Origin of the sequence: Paenibacillus sp. JGP012 (genome assembly GCF_014203995.1) — a bacterium.
GTDB lineage: Bacteria > Bacillota > Bacilli > Paenibacillales > Paenibacillaceae > Paenibacillus > Paenibacillus silvae.
The window spans coordinates 13,878-31,995 of sequence record NZ_JACHKG010000048.1 but is presented as its reverse complement, the minus strand read 5'-3'; the positions used below and the strand labels follow the sequence as shown (position 1 = coordinate 31,995).

Annotated in this window: 24 protein-coding genes and 1 pseudogene; all 25 read left to right on the top strand. The window is 37.9% G+C overall.

What is annotated here, in order from left to right:
• The first annotated feature begins 451 nt into the window (after positions 1–451).
• Positions 452–1,312: a hypothetical protein gene (locus tag HNR77_RS28735; protein ID WP_184191346.1), complete on the top strand. Its 861-nt coding sequence runs from the start codon at positions 452–454 to the stop codon at positions 1,310–1,312.
• A 25-nt stretch (positions 1,313–1,337) separates the two neighbouring features.
• The gene (locus HNR77_RS28730) at positions 1,338–1,832 is read left to right on the top strand and encodes a DinB family protein (RefSeq protein ID WP_311768689.1); all 495 of its coding nucleotides are present in this window, start codon (positions 1,338–1,340) and stop codon (positions 1,830–1,832) included.
• A 158-nt stretch (positions 1,833–1,990) separates the two neighbouring features.
• Entirely contained in the window at positions 1,991–2,599 is a 609-nt protein-coding gene (locus tag HNR77_RS28725) for a hypothetical protein (protein ID WP_184191343.1), read from the top strand.
• A gap of 229 nt (positions 2,600–2,828) precedes the next feature.
• On the top strand, positions 2,829–3,143 hold the full coding sequence (locus HNR77_RS28720) for a hypothetical protein (protein WP_184191341.1): 315 nt from the start codon (positions 2,829–2,831) through the stop codon (positions 3,141–3,143).
• Between the two features lie 633 nt (positions 3,144–3,776).
• Entirely contained in the window at positions 3,777–4,289 is a 513-nt protein-coding gene (locus tag HNR77_RS28715) for a GNAT family N-acetyltransferase (RefSeq protein ID WP_184191339.1), read from the top strand.
• 226 nt (positions 4,290–4,515) lie between these two features.
• The gene (locus tag HNR77_RS28710; RefSeq protein ID WP_184191337.1) at positions 4,516–5,283 is read left to right on the top strand and encodes a GNAT family N-acetyltransferase; all 768 of its coding nucleotides are present in this window, start codon (positions 4,516–4,518) and stop codon (positions 5,281–5,283) included.
• 159 nt (positions 5,284–5,442) lie between these two features.
• A complete protein-coding gene (locus tag HNR77_RS28705) occupies positions 5,443–6,072 on the top strand; it encodes a hypothetical protein (RefSeq protein ID WP_184191335.1) in 630 nt (209 codons plus the stop codon).
• 188 nt (positions 6,073–6,260) lie between these two features.
• Positions 6,261–6,836, top strand: a complete 576-nt coding sequence (locus tag HNR77_RS28700) for a dihydrofolate reductase family protein (protein WP_184191333.1) — start codon at positions 6,261–6,263, stop codon at positions 6,834–6,836.
• A 408-nt stretch (positions 6,837–7,244) separates the two neighbouring features.
• Positions 7,245–7,673, top strand: coding sequence for an NUDIX domain-containing protein (locus HNR77_RS28690; protein WP_184191331.1), 429 nt, complete (start codon positions 7,245–7,247; stop codon positions 7,671–7,673).
• Positions 7,674–7,892: 219 nt separating this feature from the next.
• On the top strand, positions 7,893–8,093 hold the full coding sequence (locus tag HNR77_RS28685; protein ID WP_184191330.1) for a hypothetical protein: 201 nt from the start codon (positions 7,893–7,895) through the stop codon (positions 8,091–8,093).
• Positions 8,094–8,098: 5 nt separating this feature from the next.
• Positions 8,099–8,344 carry a ParB N-terminal domain-containing protein gene (locus HNR77_RS28680; protein ID WP_184191328.1) on the top strand — a complete coding sequence of 82 codons (246 nt, stop codon included), beginning with the start codon at positions 8,099–8,101 and terminating at the stop codon, positions 8,342–8,344.
• Between the two features lie 228 nt (positions 8,345–8,572).
• On the top strand, positions 8,573–9,118 hold the full coding sequence (locus HNR77_RS28675; RefSeq protein WP_184191326.1) for a GrpB family protein: 546 nt from the start codon (positions 8,573–8,575) through the stop codon (positions 9,116–9,118).
• A gap of 230 nt (positions 9,119–9,348) precedes the next feature.
• Positions 9,349–9,879, top strand: a complete 531-nt coding sequence (locus tag HNR77_RS28670) for a P-loop nucleotide/nucleoside kinase family protein (protein ID WP_184191324.1) — start codon at positions 9,349–9,351, stop codon at positions 9,877–9,879.
• A 249-nt stretch (positions 9,880–10,128) separates the two neighbouring features.
• The gene (locus HNR77_RS28665; RefSeq protein ID WP_184191322.1) at positions 10,129–10,926 is read left to right on the top strand and encodes a phosphotransferase; all 798 of its coding nucleotides are present in this window, start codon (positions 10,129–10,131) and stop codon (positions 10,924–10,926) included.
• 182 nt (positions 10,927–11,108) lie between these two features.
• A complete protein-coding gene (locus HNR77_RS28660) occupies positions 11,109–11,492 on the top strand; it encodes a nuclear transport factor 2 family protein (protein ID WP_184191320.1) in 384 nt (127 codons plus the stop codon).
• Between the two features lie 169 nt (positions 11,493–11,661).
• Entirely contained in the window at positions 11,662–12,432 is a 771-nt protein-coding gene (locus HNR77_RS28655) for a nucleotidyltransferase domain-containing protein (RefSeq protein WP_184191318.1), read from the top strand.
• Positions 12,433–12,482: 50 nt separating this feature from the next.
• The gene (locus tag HNR77_RS28650) at positions 12,483–13,007 is read left to right on the top strand and encodes a GNAT family N-acetyltransferase (RefSeq protein ID WP_260410981.1); all 525 of its coding nucleotides are present in this window, start codon (positions 12,483–12,485) and stop codon (positions 13,005–13,007) included.
• 60 nt (positions 13,008–13,067) lie between these two features.
• Positions 13,068–13,415, top strand: coding sequence for a DUF952 domain-containing protein (locus HNR77_RS28645; protein WP_184191316.1), 348 nt, complete (start codon positions 13,068–13,070; stop codon positions 13,413–13,415).
• Positions 13,416–13,469: 54 nt separating this feature from the next.
• Positions 13,470–13,988: a GNAT family N-acetyltransferase gene (locus HNR77_RS28640; RefSeq protein WP_397367744.1), complete on the top strand. Its 519-nt coding sequence runs from the start codon at positions 13,470–13,472 to the stop codon at positions 13,986–13,988.
• 112 nt (positions 13,989–14,100) lie between these two features.
• The gene (locus tag HNR77_RS28635; protein WP_311768688.1) at positions 14,101–14,472 is read left to right on the top strand and encodes a hypothetical protein; all 372 of its coding nucleotides are present in this window, start codon (positions 14,101–14,103) and stop codon (positions 14,470–14,472) included.
• A 60-nt stretch (positions 14,473–14,532) separates the two neighbouring features.
• A pseudogene (locus tag HNR77_RS28630) lies at positions 14,533–14,883 on the top strand (DUF2834 domain-containing protein).
• Between the two features lie 40 nt (positions 14,884–14,923).
• The gene (locus HNR77_RS28625) at positions 14,924–15,472 is read left to right on the top strand and encodes a GNAT family N-acetyltransferase (RefSeq protein ID WP_184191313.1); all 549 of its coding nucleotides are present in this window, start codon (positions 14,924–14,926) and stop codon (positions 15,470–15,472) included.
• A 38-nt stretch (positions 15,473–15,510) separates the two neighbouring features.
• The gene (locus HNR77_RS28620; RefSeq protein ID WP_184191311.1) at positions 15,511–16,419 is read left to right on the top strand and encodes a serine hydrolase domain-containing protein; all 909 of its coding nucleotides are present in this window, start codon (positions 15,511–15,513) and stop codon (positions 16,417–16,419) included.
• Positions 16,420–16,506: 87 nt separating this feature from the next.
• Complete coding sequence (locus HNR77_RS28615; RefSeq protein WP_184191309.1) at positions 16,507–17,520, top strand: hypothetical protein; 1,014 nt, start codon at positions 16,507–16,509, stop codon at positions 17,518–17,520.
• 17 nt (positions 17,521–17,537) lie between these two features.
• Positions 17,538–17,918: a hypothetical protein gene (locus HNR77_RS28610; protein WP_184191307.1), complete on the top strand. Its 381-nt coding sequence runs from the start codon at positions 17,538–17,540 to the stop codon at positions 17,916–17,918.
• Positions 17,919–18,118: the final 200 nt, after the last annotated feature.

Genomic DNA, 18,118 nt, shown 5'->3' with positions numbered 1-18,118 from the left:
GAATGGCGACTGGTGATGCAACATGAACATTTTTTAAGTTCGGTGTTTCAGCAAAATAAATTTACATAAATTAGATATTCAACACGCGTGATATACACCAGAACGATTGCTAAATAATTTGTCTAGGCCAAACATAGATCCACCAGGTCTTCATATGCAACAGCTTATTGTAGTTAGAAGCTACGAAGTTAGTGATATTGAAAGAGTACTAAGAGTTTTCGATGAGGAAGATGAACTAATAGAAGCCTCAATGAAATATCCAGAGTGATTCGAAGAAGTCAGCAACATCATCTAACATTATATCCACGCATCGGGCATACGCCCTCGGTCAGCCAGAAGGATTTCGGGGAGGAGGGAGCAGCCGGACACACCCAGCATGCGCTGGGCGTCGTGAACACAACACGTTATCAGAAATTCCCGCAAACAAATAAAACATTAAGGAGAATGAACAATGGATCGTCTTCAAAAGATTACGTTTGTGTTCCCAGAATCAAGTGAAATAGAAAGGGAGTGGAGTTATTTCTTCGGTAAACTTCTAGAGGAGATACCCTCTTACAATAATGATGAGATTCGCCCAACGTTTTCGGATAATGCGTTACCTTCAACTGAATTTCGGGCAGGGAGTATGGGGTTGCCAATGATTATTTTTAATACTCATGAGAAGATTGATATGAATGTTGCTGGTCTATCAATCTGTGATAATAACTCAAAGAACATCGAATTATCAGATAAGATGGTAGAAGAGTTTAATTTATTTGAGTACTCAGTTACACATACTAATTCGATTTCAAATCTTTATAACCAGTTGAAAGGTAAATTGGTCGGAATAGATCATACAGGAATTAACCTTCCTGTTTCAAAATTGAATAAATCAAGATGGGATGAATTGATTGAAAAGATATCAAAGGTTTGTAATCTCTATAACTACCCAGGTGAAGATTGGCCTTTCATTATTCCTGCAGACCAGTCTGAATATCTGACAGATATAACAGAGTTCATTGTAAAGAGGACGCCAAAGTTTGAATTTGTTTATGATTCGTATACTGATAAACCAATTATACAATTGGCATTGGAAACAAATATCTCTAAAGAGGAAATGGAAAGAGCCTTCCCTGATCCAATAGGATTTGCAATTCCAGGGTTGGAGAATAGTTTTCGTTCAATATTCATCCAATCTCCTTGGGACAATGACATTGCTTTTCGATTTGATTTGTATTACGAGTCTAAAGATAGATATCTTACAGACTGGGAAACCGGCGAGTGGTTAGTTACAAATGGAGGAAGAAAGAAAATCAAAAACATAGAGGACTAATGAACGTTACGCTTCGAAGGCGGGGATATCTTATTACAACATATTCACTCGAAATGAGTTGACTCAGATCATTGAACAAGTACCGGTTCATTTATTTAATCATCTGGAGAGAGAAGGAGCATGGAGTATAGGTCAAGTTTGTCAGCATTTAGTTATGACTGAATTATTATTTATAAAGGCTATAAAACAAGGGTTGGCTGCGGATGATCTTAACGCTCCTTCAAGACAAATTGATTTACTAGCTAATGAAAAAAGAAAGTTTGAATCACCTGATTTTGCTAAACCTCAGAAGGATGAAGTATTAACAAACGAGATCATGAATAAGAATTTAACCGAAACAAGAAGAAATTTGTTGAAATTAATTGAAGGAGAAGAAGACCTTACTATATTTAATGGGAAGGCTGCAAAACATCCTTTTTTTAAAGAATTATCCTTAAAACAATGGATTGAACTACTTTATATACATGAAGCGAGACATATAAGTCAAATACTGCGAATTCAAAGATTTAACGTTCCTTGATTCGCCCGAAGTTGAAAGTGCCTGGAAGTAACTCAGGCGAATAACCCTGTGAGGTTAAGTCTTCGATCCGGCAGCTGCACTGCCTTAAGCCTCTCGGGTTCATAAATGCCAAATGTTATATGAAAGGGACGCTAGCTAGTATTAAGGGGGAATCAAGGATGTTTAACTTTTTTCGTAAGAAATCGAAAGAAACAAAGATCTCACTAGAAAACCAAATAGAGGTACTCAAAGATATTGGTATATCTTTCACAACTGATGATGATGGTGTTGTTAAAGAGTTGTTGCATCATTTTGATCGAGAAACTTACGAAGACGATCCCTATTCTCTCTTACTTTTGATGATTGGTTCAGATCTTATTGATGAAAATGACAATGAAGTTAGATTGTCGAAGGATGTTTGGAGCTTTGATACCGAATGCGTTGAGAACGAAGAGATTTATTCGACAATCATTAATGAACTCGTAAGTTTAACTCGTGGTAAATTGCAAATGCAACAGGTAAAAAGCCATGTAGATTTTGATAATGAAGATGCTAAAGTATCGTTTATTTTAGATGGTCAGAAATATGAATGGGAAATACATTTTGAAGATGATTGGATTGACTTTAATTTGCTGAGGAAGATTGGGGAACTAGCTATCAGAAGTGACAATGAAAATTACTTTATTCATTTTAATGATGGTCAGAATCTTACAATACTATATACAAGTAAAGTCAAACACAAACTAATTAATGATTTAATAAAAGATCGATTTTCTAAGTTAGCGTAAACGAGGGAGGTGTACGCATTGTATAACAATGTGTTAACGCATTGGTGGACAAGCCGCCTCGGTCGCCAGGAGATAAGTCAGGGAAGTGGATTCAGGCGACACATCCTACCACCCAACCGCGGTCACGGCCAGTCGATCGAACTAGTCGTTCGACGAGCAGTTTAGGGTTTAGGGTGCTAGGACGTCGTGAATACAAAACCTTAGATGTAATTGGGGCAATTATATAAATTTGAAAACTATTTTGGAGTGGTATGAACAAGCAGAAGGGCGACAACACATTATAAAATATATGAATGAAGAAGATGTACATTTTGAATATTATGACGGACTTTACGTTTGCGAACAATGTGATTATTTACTGAATCGTACATTTCTACATATAATATCAAAAGATTACTCTTATATAAATAGTTATGACTGTCCGCGTTGTCATGTACAAATGCCTCAAAAACCATTGCTGGATGAAATAGAAGAAAATTCTTTGAAATGCCCTGACTGTGAGGAAGAAAAATTAGAAATACGATCATATATGGACTGGGATTAAATAACTTTATGTCAATTAAGAAAATGTTTATTGAAATTTGAAAGCCCCTCAATGAAGACTTATCATCATCTAACATAATATTCAAGCTACCGGCATACGCCGGCCACCAGCATACGCTAGGTCGTGAATACAGGAACGTTATACGAAAGGACGAATTTCATAGAAAGAAATAGTGCGAAAAGTCATTTTCATAACAATTTTCACATTATCTATGAGGAGAATACTATTATGTGGGGTATTGTATCAACGGTGTTTAGCATCATAGGTTTAATAGCATCAATAATAGCATTGTATGTTCTTAATAGAAAAATCAAAGTAGAAAGTGTTCAGACATTAAGAAAAGTGAAGTTTTATATATACATTTTCATTGCAATCAACGGGGTCAGTCTACTTTTTAGACTAATTTAAGTTAATAATAGAAGTAACTCAAGGCCCTACGTATAACACAGTATCGTCGCAAGCTCCTCGATCACGGATTAAGAAGTTGCAGAGAAGTGGATTCACGTGCCAACCCTGCAAGGCTAAGTCTGCGATCCTTTTCCCATTCGTTTTACTTAAGTCTTTTGGGTTCGTTAATGCAGGAACGTTATTTAAAGTGATACACTGAATGTAAAAAAAGAGGTGTCATATCAAATGGATATTGAGATTACAAAAATAACAAAAGATCAAGCGGATACTTTTTTGAATTTGTATAATTTATATTTGTATGACTTATCAGAATATACCTGTGAAGATCCCAAAGATGATGGGAAATTTGATCCAACAAATACATACTTGTACCTGGAGAGAGAGGAGTTGCATCCATTTTTTGTTATGCATCTAGGTAAACCAATTGGCTTCATATTAGTTTGTGCGGCTCCGTTTGTTCCAGAAGGAATTGATTTTACAATACAGGAATTATTTTTATTAAGGAAATATCGTGGTAATCGAATTGCTTCGATAGGAATAGAGAAAGTATTTAAGCAATTAAAAGGAAAAATTAGTATCGGTCAACTCGTGGAAAATAAACCAGCAGTGAGATTTTGGAAGAAATATTATGAAGAGCATAATATTGATTACTTCGAAGAACAAGAGACTATTGAGATTGATGGCTTAGGACTGCAAAAAGTGATATCACAAACTTTTGAGATTCCGGAAAATTGTTAACCTCATCGCGCTTGGCTGCATTCGCAGCCTTAAATCGGTGGGACGTTGTGAGTACAACAACGTTATAAAATAGCCGCAAAGAATAAAACCTTTCATCAAAGCTCAGATGTATTTTAAGTTAACCAGCTTAATACATTTTTGAACTTCACCGAGCTATCTGTATGGTAAAGTGTAGATTATCAGTAATTTATAAGTGCAACTTGCTTAGATGTGGGGGGAATTATTGGTGTTAGAATTAGCGAAGAATGAGCTCGAGATTGTTCGCTTTTTATGCAGCGGTATAAGTAATACAGTTCTTTTTGCAAATATAGAAGGAAAGATAGGAAGGACATGGATTGACAGTAAGAAGAAGCCCACGTACTCCGTAATTACTGCAGGAGATTTCGCATTCTTACTTGGAAGTGTCGAAGCTTTGAAAGAAGTAGATGTTTCATTGCGGTTTGTTCTTGAAGAATGCAGGAGGAAAATCATAATTACGAATGAGTTTTCTTGGATATCCCTTTTATCTCAACATTACTCAGATTCATTTCAAAAGTTTAATCGGTATTCCTTTAAGAAAGAACCGACTTTCCAAGTAGAACAGTTAGAAGAGAACATAAAATTGATAGATACTGCTTTCAAAATCGTACCCATAGATGAACATATTTACCCATTGGTACTGCAAGATCCCTTTATGGCAGATTGTTGTTGTTTCTTCTCTTCCTTAGAAGAATTTATGCAGCATGGAATTGGATTTGTTATCATCAAGGATAATCAGATTATTACCGGAGCTTCTTCTTATACTTATCATGAAGGATGTATTGAAGTTACAATTGGGACACATCCCTTGTACAGGCGCCAAGGTTTGGCACTAGCTTGCGCATCAAGGTTGATTCTTGAGTGCCTGAGCCGAAATATCTACCCAAACTGGGACGCAGCCAATATAGAGTCAGTTGCTCTTGCAGAAAAGTTAGGTTACAAAATGGAAAAAGAATACGAAGTGTACTCTATATAAGTTATATAAACAGTCCCACTATGGGGATGGCGTTAGGATAACAGGACACACCGACTAACTGCGCAAAAGTAACCGGCTGCTGGCCCAGCCTTAAGTCGGTGAGACGTCATTAATACAGGAACGTTAGGCAAAATCATTAATAAATGAAAGGAGAATTATATGCATATTAGAGGAGTCATACTTGAAGGATATTCTAATTCGGGGAAAACTTCGTTATTAAGAGCAATCAAACAATATCAATCTCACGATGAGTCTTCAGAGCGTAGTGTAGTTATCCTAGGAGAACACTACTCTCAAATTTTAAACAATGATCATGGGAAGTACGTCAGCCTGACTCAAGAAGAGCATATTAAAATACTTAGAGATCGAGTAGACATGCTGAAGAAACTTAACGATTGGGCCATTAAGTTGGGGCCAGCTTCAAGGAGATCCAGAGGGTTGTTTTATGTCCTTGAAAGATTTCACTTGAATCACAGAGCAGCATTTCCTTATTCGAATAATGAAATAACTGAAATTGAAGAACAGCTAATATCTTTAGGTGCAAGATGTATATTGCTTACGATTTCGCCAGAGATAGCTGAAGATAGAATTAAAAGCCGACAACCAGATGACTGGATTAATAAAACTGAAGAAGAATTACAATCATCAATGAATGAATTATTAAATACCCAAAACATTTTACGACATCAAGCCAAAATATCAAAAGTGAATACTATAGAAATTAATACAGATAATAAAGATTGGAATAGCTATGCAAGAGTAATCATGGAAGACAATGACTTTGCCTAACACCATATTTCACGCTTCCGGGGGACAATCCCTCTCGGTACGGCAGAAGTTAGCACATCCTTCCACCTAACCGCATCGATATTCCATTGGGTATCAGCCATGCATAAGAAACACTCCCAAGTTGAATTTTATTAAAATGTAGTTAATGTATAATGTTGAAATCCCTCATGAACAAAGGAGAACTGAAAATGAGAAAACTCGTTTTATTTCTGCATGCTTCGCTTGACGGTTTTGTAGAAGGGCCGAATGGTGAAATGGACATTGGTTGGGTTTCATATGATGCTGATTTGGAAAAGCACGCGAAAGAAATTCTGAGTACGGCCGACACTGTCCTTTGGGGACGGGGTACTTATCAGATGATGCACAGTTACTGGCCATCTGTGCCTGCCGATCCATCTGCTTCGCAACATGAACGGGATCATGCGGAGTGGATCGAAAAGACAGCCAAAATCGTTTTTTCCACGACGCTGGAGAAAGTCGAATGGAACAATTCAAGACTGGTGAAAGAAGATGTCGAGGAAGAGATCAAGAACCTCAAACAGCAGCCGGGCAAGGACATGGTCATCCTCGGTAGTCCGAGGTTCGCACACCACCTTATGCAGCTTGATTTAATTGATGAGTATAAAATTACGGTTTCTCCCGTTCTGATCGGTAAGGGATTGCCGTTATTCCAAGGTATCCAGGAGAAGATCAATCTTAAACTGATTGAAAACAAGACCTTTGATTCTGGAGCCATAGGTCTTGCTTACCAGACGATAAGATAACCTTGCCACCTAAGTAGATTACGCTAACCGGTAAACATAGTTCAAGTTCAAGAAGCGACCCAGCCTAAGATAGAAGCTATCTAGGGCTGGGTCGCTTCTTGAATAAGGATTCACTGGAACTGCCAGGTGGAAGATTGGAACTCTACGAATCCATAGTAGATGGACGGAGAAGAGAAGTTTATGAAGAAACAAGCTTGGCTGTACAAGTACTGAGGTGAGTACGGTTCGCTGTGGGACTGAGTACCGAGTAATCCTCCCTTTTTCACCAATTTTTTCTTCGCAAATATCACACTATAGGGTATCATATACGTAATTCACATATCTCCGGGATATGTTGTATATACGAGATACATAAATTAGATGTTAGACGAAACCCTTGCAAATACTTGTAAAAAAGGAGTGCCAATGATGAAAGGTCAAGATGCTTCAGGAATCATTATAATAGATGGTCAAGAAAGAGTTTTATTAGTTCATCATACGTATGGAAAGAAGCAATGGTCTTTACCCGGCGGGATGGTCGAAGATGGTGAATCAGCATGGGATGCAGCAGAGAGAGAACTTAAGGAAGAGATAAATATAACAGCAAAAGACATTGAGGTCTCAGGAATATATTTTCAACCCCACAAGAATAGATACATTTATACATTCCGATCACATGCTTACGAAGGTGAGTTGGAAGTAGATAATCAAGAGATTGATTCTTATGGTTTTTTTGGAATGGATGAATTGCCAAGGCCAATTTCAAGTTTTACAGTCGAGAGACTTAAAGACGCTGTTAGTAATACAAAGACTGTATTTAGAGAAGAACAAGTAGCGAAGTATGAAATATTAGAATAGAACCCATGTAGTAATACAGGATGGCAAGGGAATCGCCTAACACAATATTCACGCTTCGGGACATTCTTCCCTCGGTCCGGCAGAAGAAATTCGATGTAGCTAAGCAGCCGGACACATCCATTCCCTAAGATAAGAGCTATCTAAGGGGAATGAACGTCGTGAACACAACACGTTATACGAAATTCGTTAAATTTAATAATATACATAAGGAGTGAACATATGAGTTTATTTACATTAAGCGCTGCTAATGAGTATGCTCGGGCCAATGATATAGAAACGTGGGTTCATCTTTTTTTGAATGGAGAAGGCAACAACATAGTCATGTCAGAGGAATTAAAAAAGAAAAAACGCTATTGGTTAGGACCTATTGAAATTGATATGAAATATATGAAAGAGTTGTTGGACCGGAAGAACATTTAGAATATGTGGAGGATATTAACTGGTGGAACTATAACATTGATCAAATTTGCAATAGATTAGAAGCTGGGTGGGATATGCCTCCATTCATTGCGGAAAACAGAAATGGTAATTTTAAATTAAATGATGGTAATCATAGACTCGGTGCATTACAGAAATTAAAAAGGAGAAAATACTATCTTATTATTTGGGATGACTACTCATATGAAAACATAATAAATCAATTAAAAAATTGTGGTGTTAATTTGAAATAATAATCATGATTTGAATGTTTATTCGAGAAGCAAAAATTCTGTATAACAAAGTGTTCACGCTTTGGGTCGTTCAGCTCTCAGTCCGACAGGGGCAATTCGAGGGAGTGGAGGCAGTCGGACACATCGATTCTCCTAAGATAGGAGCTACCTAATGGAAATCGACTTCATGAACACAAGTACGTTATCAGAAACCATTGCAAAAAAAGAGAAATCTCAAAGGAGCGAGTTATGGAAGATCAATGGAGAATAGCAAGTTATAATCCTAATTGGCGCACATTATTTATTGAACTAGGATCGAATTTAAGAAATTCATTAGGAAACACTGCTCTTCGAATTGATCATATTGGCTCAACATCAATCGAAGGAATTGATGCAAAACCCATTATAGATATTCAGATATCAGTCTTAGATTTTGATGATGAATTAAGCTTTAAGCCTCATATTGAAGGTCTCGGTTTTGAACTAAGGACGAATAATGATGATAAAACTAAGAAATATTTTAGAGAGATTCCTGGAACTAGAAGAACTCATATACATGTTAGGCAAGCTGGAAGTTTTGGAGAACAAACTACGCTACTTTTTAGAGATTACTTGCGTAGAAATTCAAATGATTGTACTAAATATGTAAATGAAAAACATAGACTAATGAATTTGTATAAGAACGATCGACCCAAATATGTAGAAGGAAAAGGGCCTATAGTATGGGAGATTTTAAATAGGGCAAGTAGGTGGTCACAAGAAGTTGGATGGAGACCTGGAAAAACAGATTTGTAGGTATTCTCATGGCAATGACATTAAATGACCCTCCATTCACGCGTCGTAGCTTTACGGCTCCTCGGTTCGCGAGGTGCATCTTCAAGGGAGAGGTTTCTGACGGATAACCCTGCTAGGCTAAGTGGCAGAGCTACCCGGCGACTTCGTCGCCTTGAGCCTTTGGGGTTCGTGAATGCTGGAACGTTATCTGAAAGACTTACAATACTACATTTGAAGATAGAGGTGTAAGTATGTTCTTTTTACAGATGTCGGGATTCCCAGGATCAGGAAAGTCAACACTAGCAAGACAGATTAGTCAAGCAACCGGAGCTGTCATTGTCGATCATGACATTACCAAAACAGCAATTTTGAAATCGTTATCATCACAAGGGAACACGATGGAAGGTAAAGAGATAGGACAACTTTCTTATGATGTAGATTGGTCGTTGGTGGATTTTTATTTATCGAATGGACATAGTGTCATTATGGATAGTCCTTGTTTGTATAGTAATTTATTAGAGACCGGACTTGAGTTAGCGAGAAAACACAAAAAAAGATATAAATATGTGGAATGTTATATAGAAGACATTGAAATAATACGAAATCGATTAAAAAATCGAGAAAGACTTCTGAGTCAAATCGAGGCACCATCATCAGAAGAAGGATTTTATAAGACTATAAAAAACAGTAAGAAACCAGAAGAAGAGAAGTATATAGTGGTGGATTCATCGAAACCAATCGCAGATTACTTTCCAAAAGTTTTGGAATATATAAATGAATGAAAATAAAAGTATATATAATGAAAATAAATTCAAGGTGGCAATTCCATTGGAAAACAATGCAATGGCACATTGGGGCATCCGACGCTTGGTCGCGGAGGTTATTGGCAGAGAAGTAGCTCCTGCTGACAACCCTGCGAGCCTAAGTCTAACGACCTGTTGCGCTACACTCCACTTAAGAATCACAGGTTCGTGAATACAGTAATACTATTTGAAATCAGCGCAAGATACAAAATTGAGGAGTACAAAAACATGAATAAAATATTATCAATACCAAGTAAATTATTAGATCTATCAGAATTAATTAGTATCACAGCCATTGAAAAAGGAAGGCATTATCAATCGATGTACATTGTGGAGTTTAGTAATTCTGTAAAGTATGTATTGAAAGAAAAAAATGTTAAAGATTCGGGAAGTTTGATGGACGAAGCAGAAAGATTAAAATGGCTCAATAATATAGTTCCAGTTCCTAAAGTTATTGGTTATCTAAAGGAGAACGGTAAGGAACATTTAGTTATGACCTACATAGAAGGCTGTGCCGCCGAAGAATACAAGCAGGAAGAGGGTCAAAAAAGTCTAGGTTATATTCTGGGAGAGGGATTAAGAACAATACACAATATCCCCATTCATAATTGTCATTTCAACGATAATTTGCCGGATAAGCTTATTGATATGGTAAGGAAGAATATTATTGATAGAAAACATGAGGTTATGGATGCTATTAACAAGTCATTTCCCAATCATACCATTGAGCAATTGATGGATTTCTTGGAAATGTATAAAGCGTCGACAGAAGAACTGGTTTTTACGCATGGTGATTATGGTTCGGGAAACGTTATGATACATAAGGGGAATATTGCAGCATTTATTGATGTAGGAGCATCTGGGATATCAGATCCATACTACGATATTTATTATATTGTAAAAAGTCTTACATTTTATACGGATAAGGAAGAAGAAATAGACGAGTTTATGAAAGGATATGGGATATCTGAATTAGATGAGAATAGAATGAAATTTCATCAAATCATCGATATTTTATTGTTGTGATTTCTAAATTATGTAGTAGTAACTCAAAGAAGACACTGATATCCTATAATAATACATTCACGATACATCGCTGCACTCCTCGGTCGCCAGGAGCTATCTAAGCCGATGGGGTTCGTGAATGCCAAACGTTATCTGAAATCAAGGCAAACCAATAATTCAAAACGAAGGAGCGTGAGTTGAAAATGGAGAATTCTAAATTAAAAGATCTTATTGAACAATATTTAAAGGCGTACAATACGTTTAATATCGATGGAATGATAGATGTTTTACATGAAAGGGTGCATTTTAAGAACATTACAAACGGTGATGTAAATTCACAAACTCAGGGAATTGAAGAATTCCGTGCTTTGGCAGAACAGTCAGCCCAAATCTTTTCGCAAAGATGTCAAGTGGTTAAGAGCTTTGCCTTTACAGATGATAAAGCAGAAGTTGAAATTGATTATGAAGGAATATTGTCCGTTGATTTACCTAATGGAATGAAGGCAGGAGAATCCGTAAAACTTCAGGGGAAATCGATCTATCAGATGAAGGACGAAAAGTTAATATTGATTGAGGATTACAGTTAAGCTCCCTCGGTCCGCTGGGGACATTTCGGAGGCAGATTCAGCAGACACATAGGCACCGACTAAGCGCCTCGCGACCGGCTGCATCCGCAGCTTTTAGTCGATGGGACGTCTCGAACACAGAAACGTTAGCCGAAAGAAGCTCTTAGTTTTTAGTTTAGGAGGAGTCTATATGATATTAGAAAAAGTTATAAATCAAATTACGATACAAAGTGAATATAAGGATTTGGTTGATAAGTATGTGGATCATATCCTTAACGAATTTAAAGATAAGATACATAGCATTTATATGTGTGGCTCGATTCCAAAAGGAACGGCTCAACCTTATAAGTCAGATGCAGACTTTACGATTGTATGTGCAAATCCTGAAGATATAGATTACGAAAGATTATCAAATATGAAAGATAAGCTTTTGGAAGAATATCCATTCCTCACAAAGATGGATACGATCATTTGCTCGATTGACGATGTATTAAGTAGACCGAATGATTGGGGTTTTTGGGTTAAGATCATCTGTGTTTGCATACATGGGGAGGACATTGGTGAAAAGGTACCCCCGATCATCATTTCTCCAGAATTCATTCTAGATTTAAATACAGATACCAAGGAGGAAGTAGAGCGTGTACGTCGTTCACTTTCTAATGCTAGTGATGACGCGATGAAAACTAGATATACTAAAGGTTACTCGAAGAGATTACTTCGTGCACTATACTCATTGATTATAGAAGATACGGGGATATGGGAAGACGACATGGCTAGGATGAAAAATGCTATATTAAACTATTGCGAGATTGACCCCGCTTTAGTTGAGTATCTGTATGCTTGTTATTTGGATAGTAGCAGCGTACCAGTTGAAGAATTTCTGGGAATTGCAGATCAAGTGTATCGCTATTTCGAGAATGCTTTAAATACACTGGCTGCCTCCAGAAAATCAGCTAGGTAGCACCACATTGAGGCTCCGGGTTACTCTGAGAAATGTTGTGGAGGTAAAAGATGAAAATATCTCGGGGGAAAACCATCCCCATTACTCTTGGGCAGTGTCCAATTTATTTGATATTAAAAGAAAATTGGAGGTTACAAATGGATATTAAAATTCGCGAAGTAAGAGAAAGTGATTATTCAGAAATAGTTACGATATGGAATAATGATTTGGGAAGTCCTAATGTTAATCTTGATAATATTTCTGAACGGATTACGAGAATGAAGAAGGATGGAAACTACAAAATATTCGTAGCTTTGTTTGAAAATAATGTTGCAGGTTGTATTTCGGTGGTACAAACAATGGCATTGGAATACGAAGTTGGATACTTGAAAATTAATGGTCTTGCTGTACGAGGAAAGTTTCAGAAAAAGGGCATAGGATCTAAACTTCTAAAACATGCCGAAGATTATGCTTTAGACAAGGGGCTTTCTTATCTCATATTAAATACTGGCTTTCAACGAACAGAGGCACATCATTTTTATGAGTCCAAAGGTTATGATAAATTGTCTTATTGTTTCACAAAGAAGGTCCACTAGGGATAATTAACGGTTTCATTTGTAGTGAGTACATACCCTTATTTATTGGGAGGAGTTATCATGATTATCGTACATGCACTTCCGAGAACTGATTGGGAGTCAGCATTAGTGAATGGTATGTATAGTGGGTCGCTAGAGAAGGAAGGATTCATTCATTGTTCTCCTATTGAGAAGATTGCATCTGTTGCCAATTATAATTTCAGAGGAGTGCAAGGACTAATCATACTATGTATAGACGAATCAAAAGTCAAGTCTGAAATCAGATGGGAAGATTTGTACAATGAAGGGAGAGAGTATCCCCATATATATGGGGAGTTGAATCTGGATTCTGTAATAAAGACTGTTGATTTCGAGCCGAATGAAAATGGGATATTTGTATTACCTAAAGAATTAGAAGAGATGGTATAAAGCGGCTTCTGACGAGCCTTGGTCTGCCAGATGAATTTCCAGGAGGGAATGCTGTTGAAAGATCAGTTGGTTTTAACTAATCCGAGTATTGAACTGAAAGACGCCTATTTGAGTTTTTATGAGGAATGGAAACAAAGTGGAGAAGGTATGGTTCCATGGGTGATTCAGAAAGATCCCGAAAACTTCGAAGACATGATTACCTGGCTTAACCATAACAAACAAGGAAAGAATACCAATGGCTTTGTTGCCAATTCAACTTATTGGCTAGTAGCCAATGATATTGTTGTAGGGGCTGTAAATATTAGACAAGAATTGACAGATAAACTATTTCACAGTGGCGGACATATTGGCTATGGGATCAGGCCGTCGGAAAGACGGAAAGGATACGCTGCAGAGCTTTTAAAATTGGCATTACTGGAATGTAAAAAGCTTGCAATATCGAAGGTGCTTGTAGTATGTGATGAAATTAATGAAGCATCTAAAAAGACCATCGTTAAGAATGGTGGATTAAGGGATAAAGATTTTATAGAAGAGGATGGAAACGTATTAAATAGATTTTGGATAGAGACTTGAAAGCTCTTCAAAGAATAGACCAATAAGCGCTGCATGACTAGGGAAATAATTTCTGAAGGAGGTGTAACCGAGCAAATTTCCACACATCCAGATTGGAGGAGGAAAGGTACAGGTGGAACTAGAATTGAACCTAATACCACTTAAGATTCCAGCAGGCTACGCTATAACGTATAACAAGTTCTATGATGTAGAACCTGTTCTTAGTATGGATAGTGACTACTTTATTGAAAATTGGGGATTCTTCACAGAAGACTTATTACAGATCACGAAATTAAAAATCAAGAAGGGGAAGTGGTACATCCCTGAAGGAGAAGAGGTTATGCTATTGGATCTTGGATGGTACCCCGATTCAGATATTAATGGTCAATATTGTTTGCAGCTTGTTGATGGGAACTGGAATGAGATTAGAAGTGTTTGTTCTAAAGATCGATTTCTTATAAAAGAGACACTCGAAGAATGGATGGAAGAACAACAACGAATGTAATCAATACCTGATAAATGATCGTTCAAGATATTGAAATGGTTTATAACTAAAATTTTCGAGGTGAGAGGTTTGAAATATTTTTATGGAGTGTTATCCATTTTAGGAGTAGCATTACCTTACATGGAGTTTATTCCTTGGATTGGCGAGAACGGGTTTAACCTAACGTTGTTATGGAATGAAGCAAGCCAGAATCGAATTAGTGCTTTTGCCTAGTTGGATGTACTTGTTTCGGCCGTTGTTTTAATCGGATTTATTCTATATGAAGGAAAGCGAATTGGCATAAAATATAAGTGGTTAGCGATCCTTGGAACATTAACTGTGGGTGTTTCACTTGGATTGCCATTATTTTTATTACTGCGTGAAATTCATATGGATAAAATGAAAGATAGAAAACCTGAGACAGATCACTAGGGAACTGGCTATTTAAAAAGAGCTAAAAGGAGGGGGAATTTTGAACACGCTTCCAAATCTTGCGGCAGAAAGAGTTACACTTCGACAATTACGACTTGAGGATGCGGCCGAGTTGTTTGATTATTTTTCAAAAAATGAAGTGACGGAATTCTACGACCTGGAAAGTTTTATTGAATTGAAGCAAGCGGAAGAATTGATCCGCCATTGGAACGATAGATTTATCAAGCTGGAGGGAATGAGATGGGGAATTACATATCCTGCTGAAGATAAGGTAATTGGTACATGTGGCTTTCATCATTGGTCAAAAGAACATTTCAAGGCCGAGATCGGTTATGAACTTGCTCCTGAACACTGGAGAAAAGGAATAATGACTGGAGTTATCGAAAGGGTCGTGCAATATGGGTTTGAAGAACTGGGATTACACCGCATTGAAGCTTTTGTTGATCCCAATCATATTGCATCCAGGAAACTTCTTGAGAAGACAGGATTCACGGAAGAAGGAACGCTCAGAGATTGCTTTTATGAGAAAGGAAAATTTGTTGATGCAGTCGTGTATGCTATTTTAAGTAAGGATCATAGCGGGATTTGAAAGAAGATGAGAAATAGGTTTCTGAGGAGGATCAAGTCATGGACAACTCTGTACTATTAAAAAATACGTTCAAGCCGCTCATCTCACATACTCAGGAAGCTGTGAAGAACTATGATGCTTCGGCGGCTTCTGTTATTGTCATTCAAGACAATCAAATCACCACGGAGTGGTACTCGGGAAAACATCATTTTAAAAGTGGTGCTCTTCAAGTTAACGCGGATTCCATGTTTAATCTATACTCCTTAAGAAAGACCTATGTCGGGCTTGCCATGGCCATTGCCGTTATAGAGAGCAAAGTGTCTATAGATACGAAGGTTGCAGATATTATCACCGATATGACGGAAAGTGATTTGAACGGCATAACGATCAGGGATTTAGCTGCGAAAACAAGTGTTAAATATTTTGGTGCAGATCGAATGGAACGAGAAGAAGTTGCTTCTAGGTTAATAAAAGAAATGACAGGTAGCACCATTGCAAAGCTTATAACCGAGAGTGTGTTTAAACCGTTGGAGTTATCCAATACGCAATGGGTTTCAGCACCTCATTCAAGATTGGTTTGTGATTTTCAAGCTGCAGACGGCTATGCTTCTATCCGAATTGAATCAGATGAAGGCCATGAGCGGAACTTGTACGCAAGCGCAAGAGATCTGGCATATTGGGGCAATCTTCATTTACATCAGGGCTTGATGAACAACAAACGGATCATCCCCCTTGAGGTCTTCCAACTTGTAGAGCAGCTAAGAGAGGATACAGCAGATCGAAACCGGATTTTTGGCTGGTATTATCAAAAGAATGGATATTACGCTACCGGGGCTGCCGGATGCCATTGTGTAATTGTACCTGAACTGAATGCTGTAGCGGTGCGAATGTTAAACAAATATACCCATAACTATGCGGAGGATCAGGTATCCTTTAATGAAACATTTTATAAGTGCCTTCAATCCTGATATACATAAAGAGATACAGTAAATCAAGATGATGCTTGAAACGAGATAAATCATTTAGTTTGAATTAAAACAGAGGAGTGACCACGGATGGACATTAAAAGTCAAAATGGTGATTTTCTTGGTAAAATTCAGATGCAATCGCTGGAGAGTGATCATGTTGTGGACCAGATCATACGTACGTTAAGACCTGGTGACGGGAAGGCCATTTACATTGCGGATACCGAGGCAAACCAGTTTACACAGCAAACGAATTATGCGGCTGTTGAATGGCAGTACAGTTTAAATGAATTGAAGGAATCAATGACGGGGTGGCAGCCTAAGTTTCCAAGCCATGCTGAGGCCGATCACATTCAGGTTTATTATGGGTTCGATAATCTGACCACGGATGAGATTGAAGCCATGGCAGAGGAAAGCAGAAGGACAGGTCAGAAGGTGGTGGTGCGGGACCTGAAACCAAATAACACACTTGCGGGTGTGCGATTAACCTATAAAGGAGAGGGTACATGCACACTCCATATTTTCGGCACAACCAAGAGTCGGATTCAACTGTCGGAACATGAGCTGTCTCAGGTGAAAAACCTTCTTGTGCGGGGGGCGGAAGCATTTTACTTTTCGAATCATGGAGCAGATCGCTTGATCTGGATTGAAGCAGGAAGCAGCGGTAAGGCGCTGCAGTATGAACTTATAGGCGAGCAGATGTCCGAAGCCGCTTTAATACAAATTGCAGAAACGATGAAAGAAAAGAGCGATATGATAATAGAAAAGAAAGCTTCAATTGATAGTAAGATCAAGAAAACAGCAGTAGTGAGTTTGTATTTTTTAAGTGAGGCAGAGGGTGGGCAGAAGGCTGTAATCAAGGAGGATTTCTCTGCACCTATTGTGTTTGATGTGGATCAGGATTTACAGTTTGGGCTTTGGAGTGCAGTCGTGAAGTTACATCGTCAGCCTGATGAGAACAGGAAAGTCAGAGCCGATCTGCATTATTTATTTCATAACTCAACAGAAGTGCCGACCCATTTGTTAACACCGGGAAACACATTCTCTCTAAGAACGAACAAGGTTATTGCTAGAGGAGAGATAGAATCGATCAAAGATGAATAGAAGAGGGGAGAACAGTGATGAAAGAAAAACAAGCACTTGATACATTCGGACAAGTCGTCATGAGTGATTTGAGGGATCGAAGTATTGATTTTTTCGAACGGTTAGTTGAAGGACATTGGAAATCACCAAGCTTGGAGAAGCTGCAAGCTGGACTAGAGGAATTGAATGAGGAGCAAATAAATTTGGTTAGGTCAACACTGATTAGAAGCCTGGACAGGGGGATTCATGATTTTCTATTTAAACTCCAGGAACAAGCTGATTTTGAGAATGATATTGAAATTAAAGTACAAGGTGTAGATATTATACAATCAAGTGATGGGTTGCAAGGGGAATTATTCTCCGAGAATGGGTGGATTGCCAACTTTAGCAAGTATGGAGAGCTTCAAGAGGAGCATTGATGATATCATACCCAGTTCTACGATAATCCACAAAAAGCCCAAAATCGTTAAAGCCATCAAGCAGTCCGTCCTCGGATGAGGAGCGAGCTGCTTTTGTGTATTCTCGATTACATTTCCCAAGGTGAGTCTCCAAAATTATTAATGTACCTGTTGCATTATAACGTGCTTTCGAGCATCTTCTCTCCATTGTTCTAGAGTTA

Excerpts from the sequence above, each read along its gene's own strand:
- HNR77_RS28735 (WP_184191346.1), top strand. The coding sequence starts at position 452 with ATGGATCGTCTTCAAAAGATTACGTTTGTGTTCCCAGAATCAAGTGAA.
- HNR77_RS28725 (WP_184191343.1), top strand. The coding sequence starts at position 1,991 with ATGTTTAACTTTTTTCGTAAGAAATCGAAAGAAACAAAGATCTCACTA.
- HNR77_RS28715 (WP_184191339.1), top strand. The coding sequence starts at position 3,777 with ATGGATATTGAGATTACAAAAATAACAAAAGATCAAGCGGATACTTTT.
- HNR77_RS28705 (WP_184191335.1), top strand. The coding sequence starts at position 5,443 with ATGCATATTAGAGGAGTCATACTTGAAGGATATTCTAATTCGGGGAAA.
- HNR77_RS28700 (WP_184191333.1), top strand. The coding sequence starts at position 6,261 with ATGAGAAAACTCGTTTTATTTCTGCATGCTTCGCTTGACGGTTTTGTA.
- HNR77_RS28690 (WP_184191331.1), top strand. The coding sequence starts at position 7,245 with ATGAAAGGTCAAGATGCTTCAGGAATCATTATAATAGATGGTCAAGAA.
- HNR77_RS28685 (WP_184191330.1), top strand. The coding sequence starts at position 7,893 with ATGAGTTTATTTACATTAAGCGCTGCTAATGAGTATGCTCGGGCCAAT.
- HNR77_RS28675 (WP_184191326.1), top strand. The coding sequence starts at position 8,573 with ATGGAAGATCAATGGAGAATAGCAAGTTATAATCCTAATTGGCGCACA.
- HNR77_RS28670 (WP_184191324.1), top strand. The coding sequence starts at position 9,349 with ATGTTCTTTTTACAGATGTCGGGATTCCCAGGATCAGGAAAGTCAACA.
- HNR77_RS28665 (WP_184191322.1), top strand. The coding sequence starts at position 10,129 with ATGAATAAAATATTATCAATACCAAGTAAATTATTAGATCTATCAGAA.
- HNR77_RS28660 (WP_184191320.1), top strand. The coding sequence starts at position 11,109 with ATGGAGAATTCTAAATTAAAAGATCTTATTGAACAATATTTAAAGGCG.
- HNR77_RS28655 (WP_184191318.1), top strand. The coding sequence starts at position 11,662 with ATGATATTAGAAAAAGTTATAAATCAAATTACGATACAAAGTGAATAT.
- HNR77_RS28650 (WP_260410981.1), top strand. The coding sequence starts at position 12,483 with ATGAAAATATCTCGGGGGAAAACCATCCCCATTACTCTTGGGCAGTGT.
- HNR77_RS28645 (WP_184191316.1), top strand. The coding sequence starts at position 13,068 with ATGATTATCGTACATGCACTTCCGAGAACTGATTGGGAGTCAGCATTA.
- HNR77_RS28620 (WP_184191311.1), top strand. The coding sequence starts at position 15,511 with ATGGACAACTCTGTACTATTAAAAAATACGTTCAAGCCGCTCATCTCA.
- HNR77_RS28615 (WP_184191309.1), top strand. The coding sequence starts at position 16,507 with ATGGACATTAAAAGTCAAAATGGTGATTTTCTTGGTAAAATTCAGATG.
- HNR77_RS28610 (WP_184191307.1), top strand. The coding sequence starts at position 17,538 with ATGAAAGAAAAACAAGCACTTGATACATTCGGACAAGTCGTCATGAGT.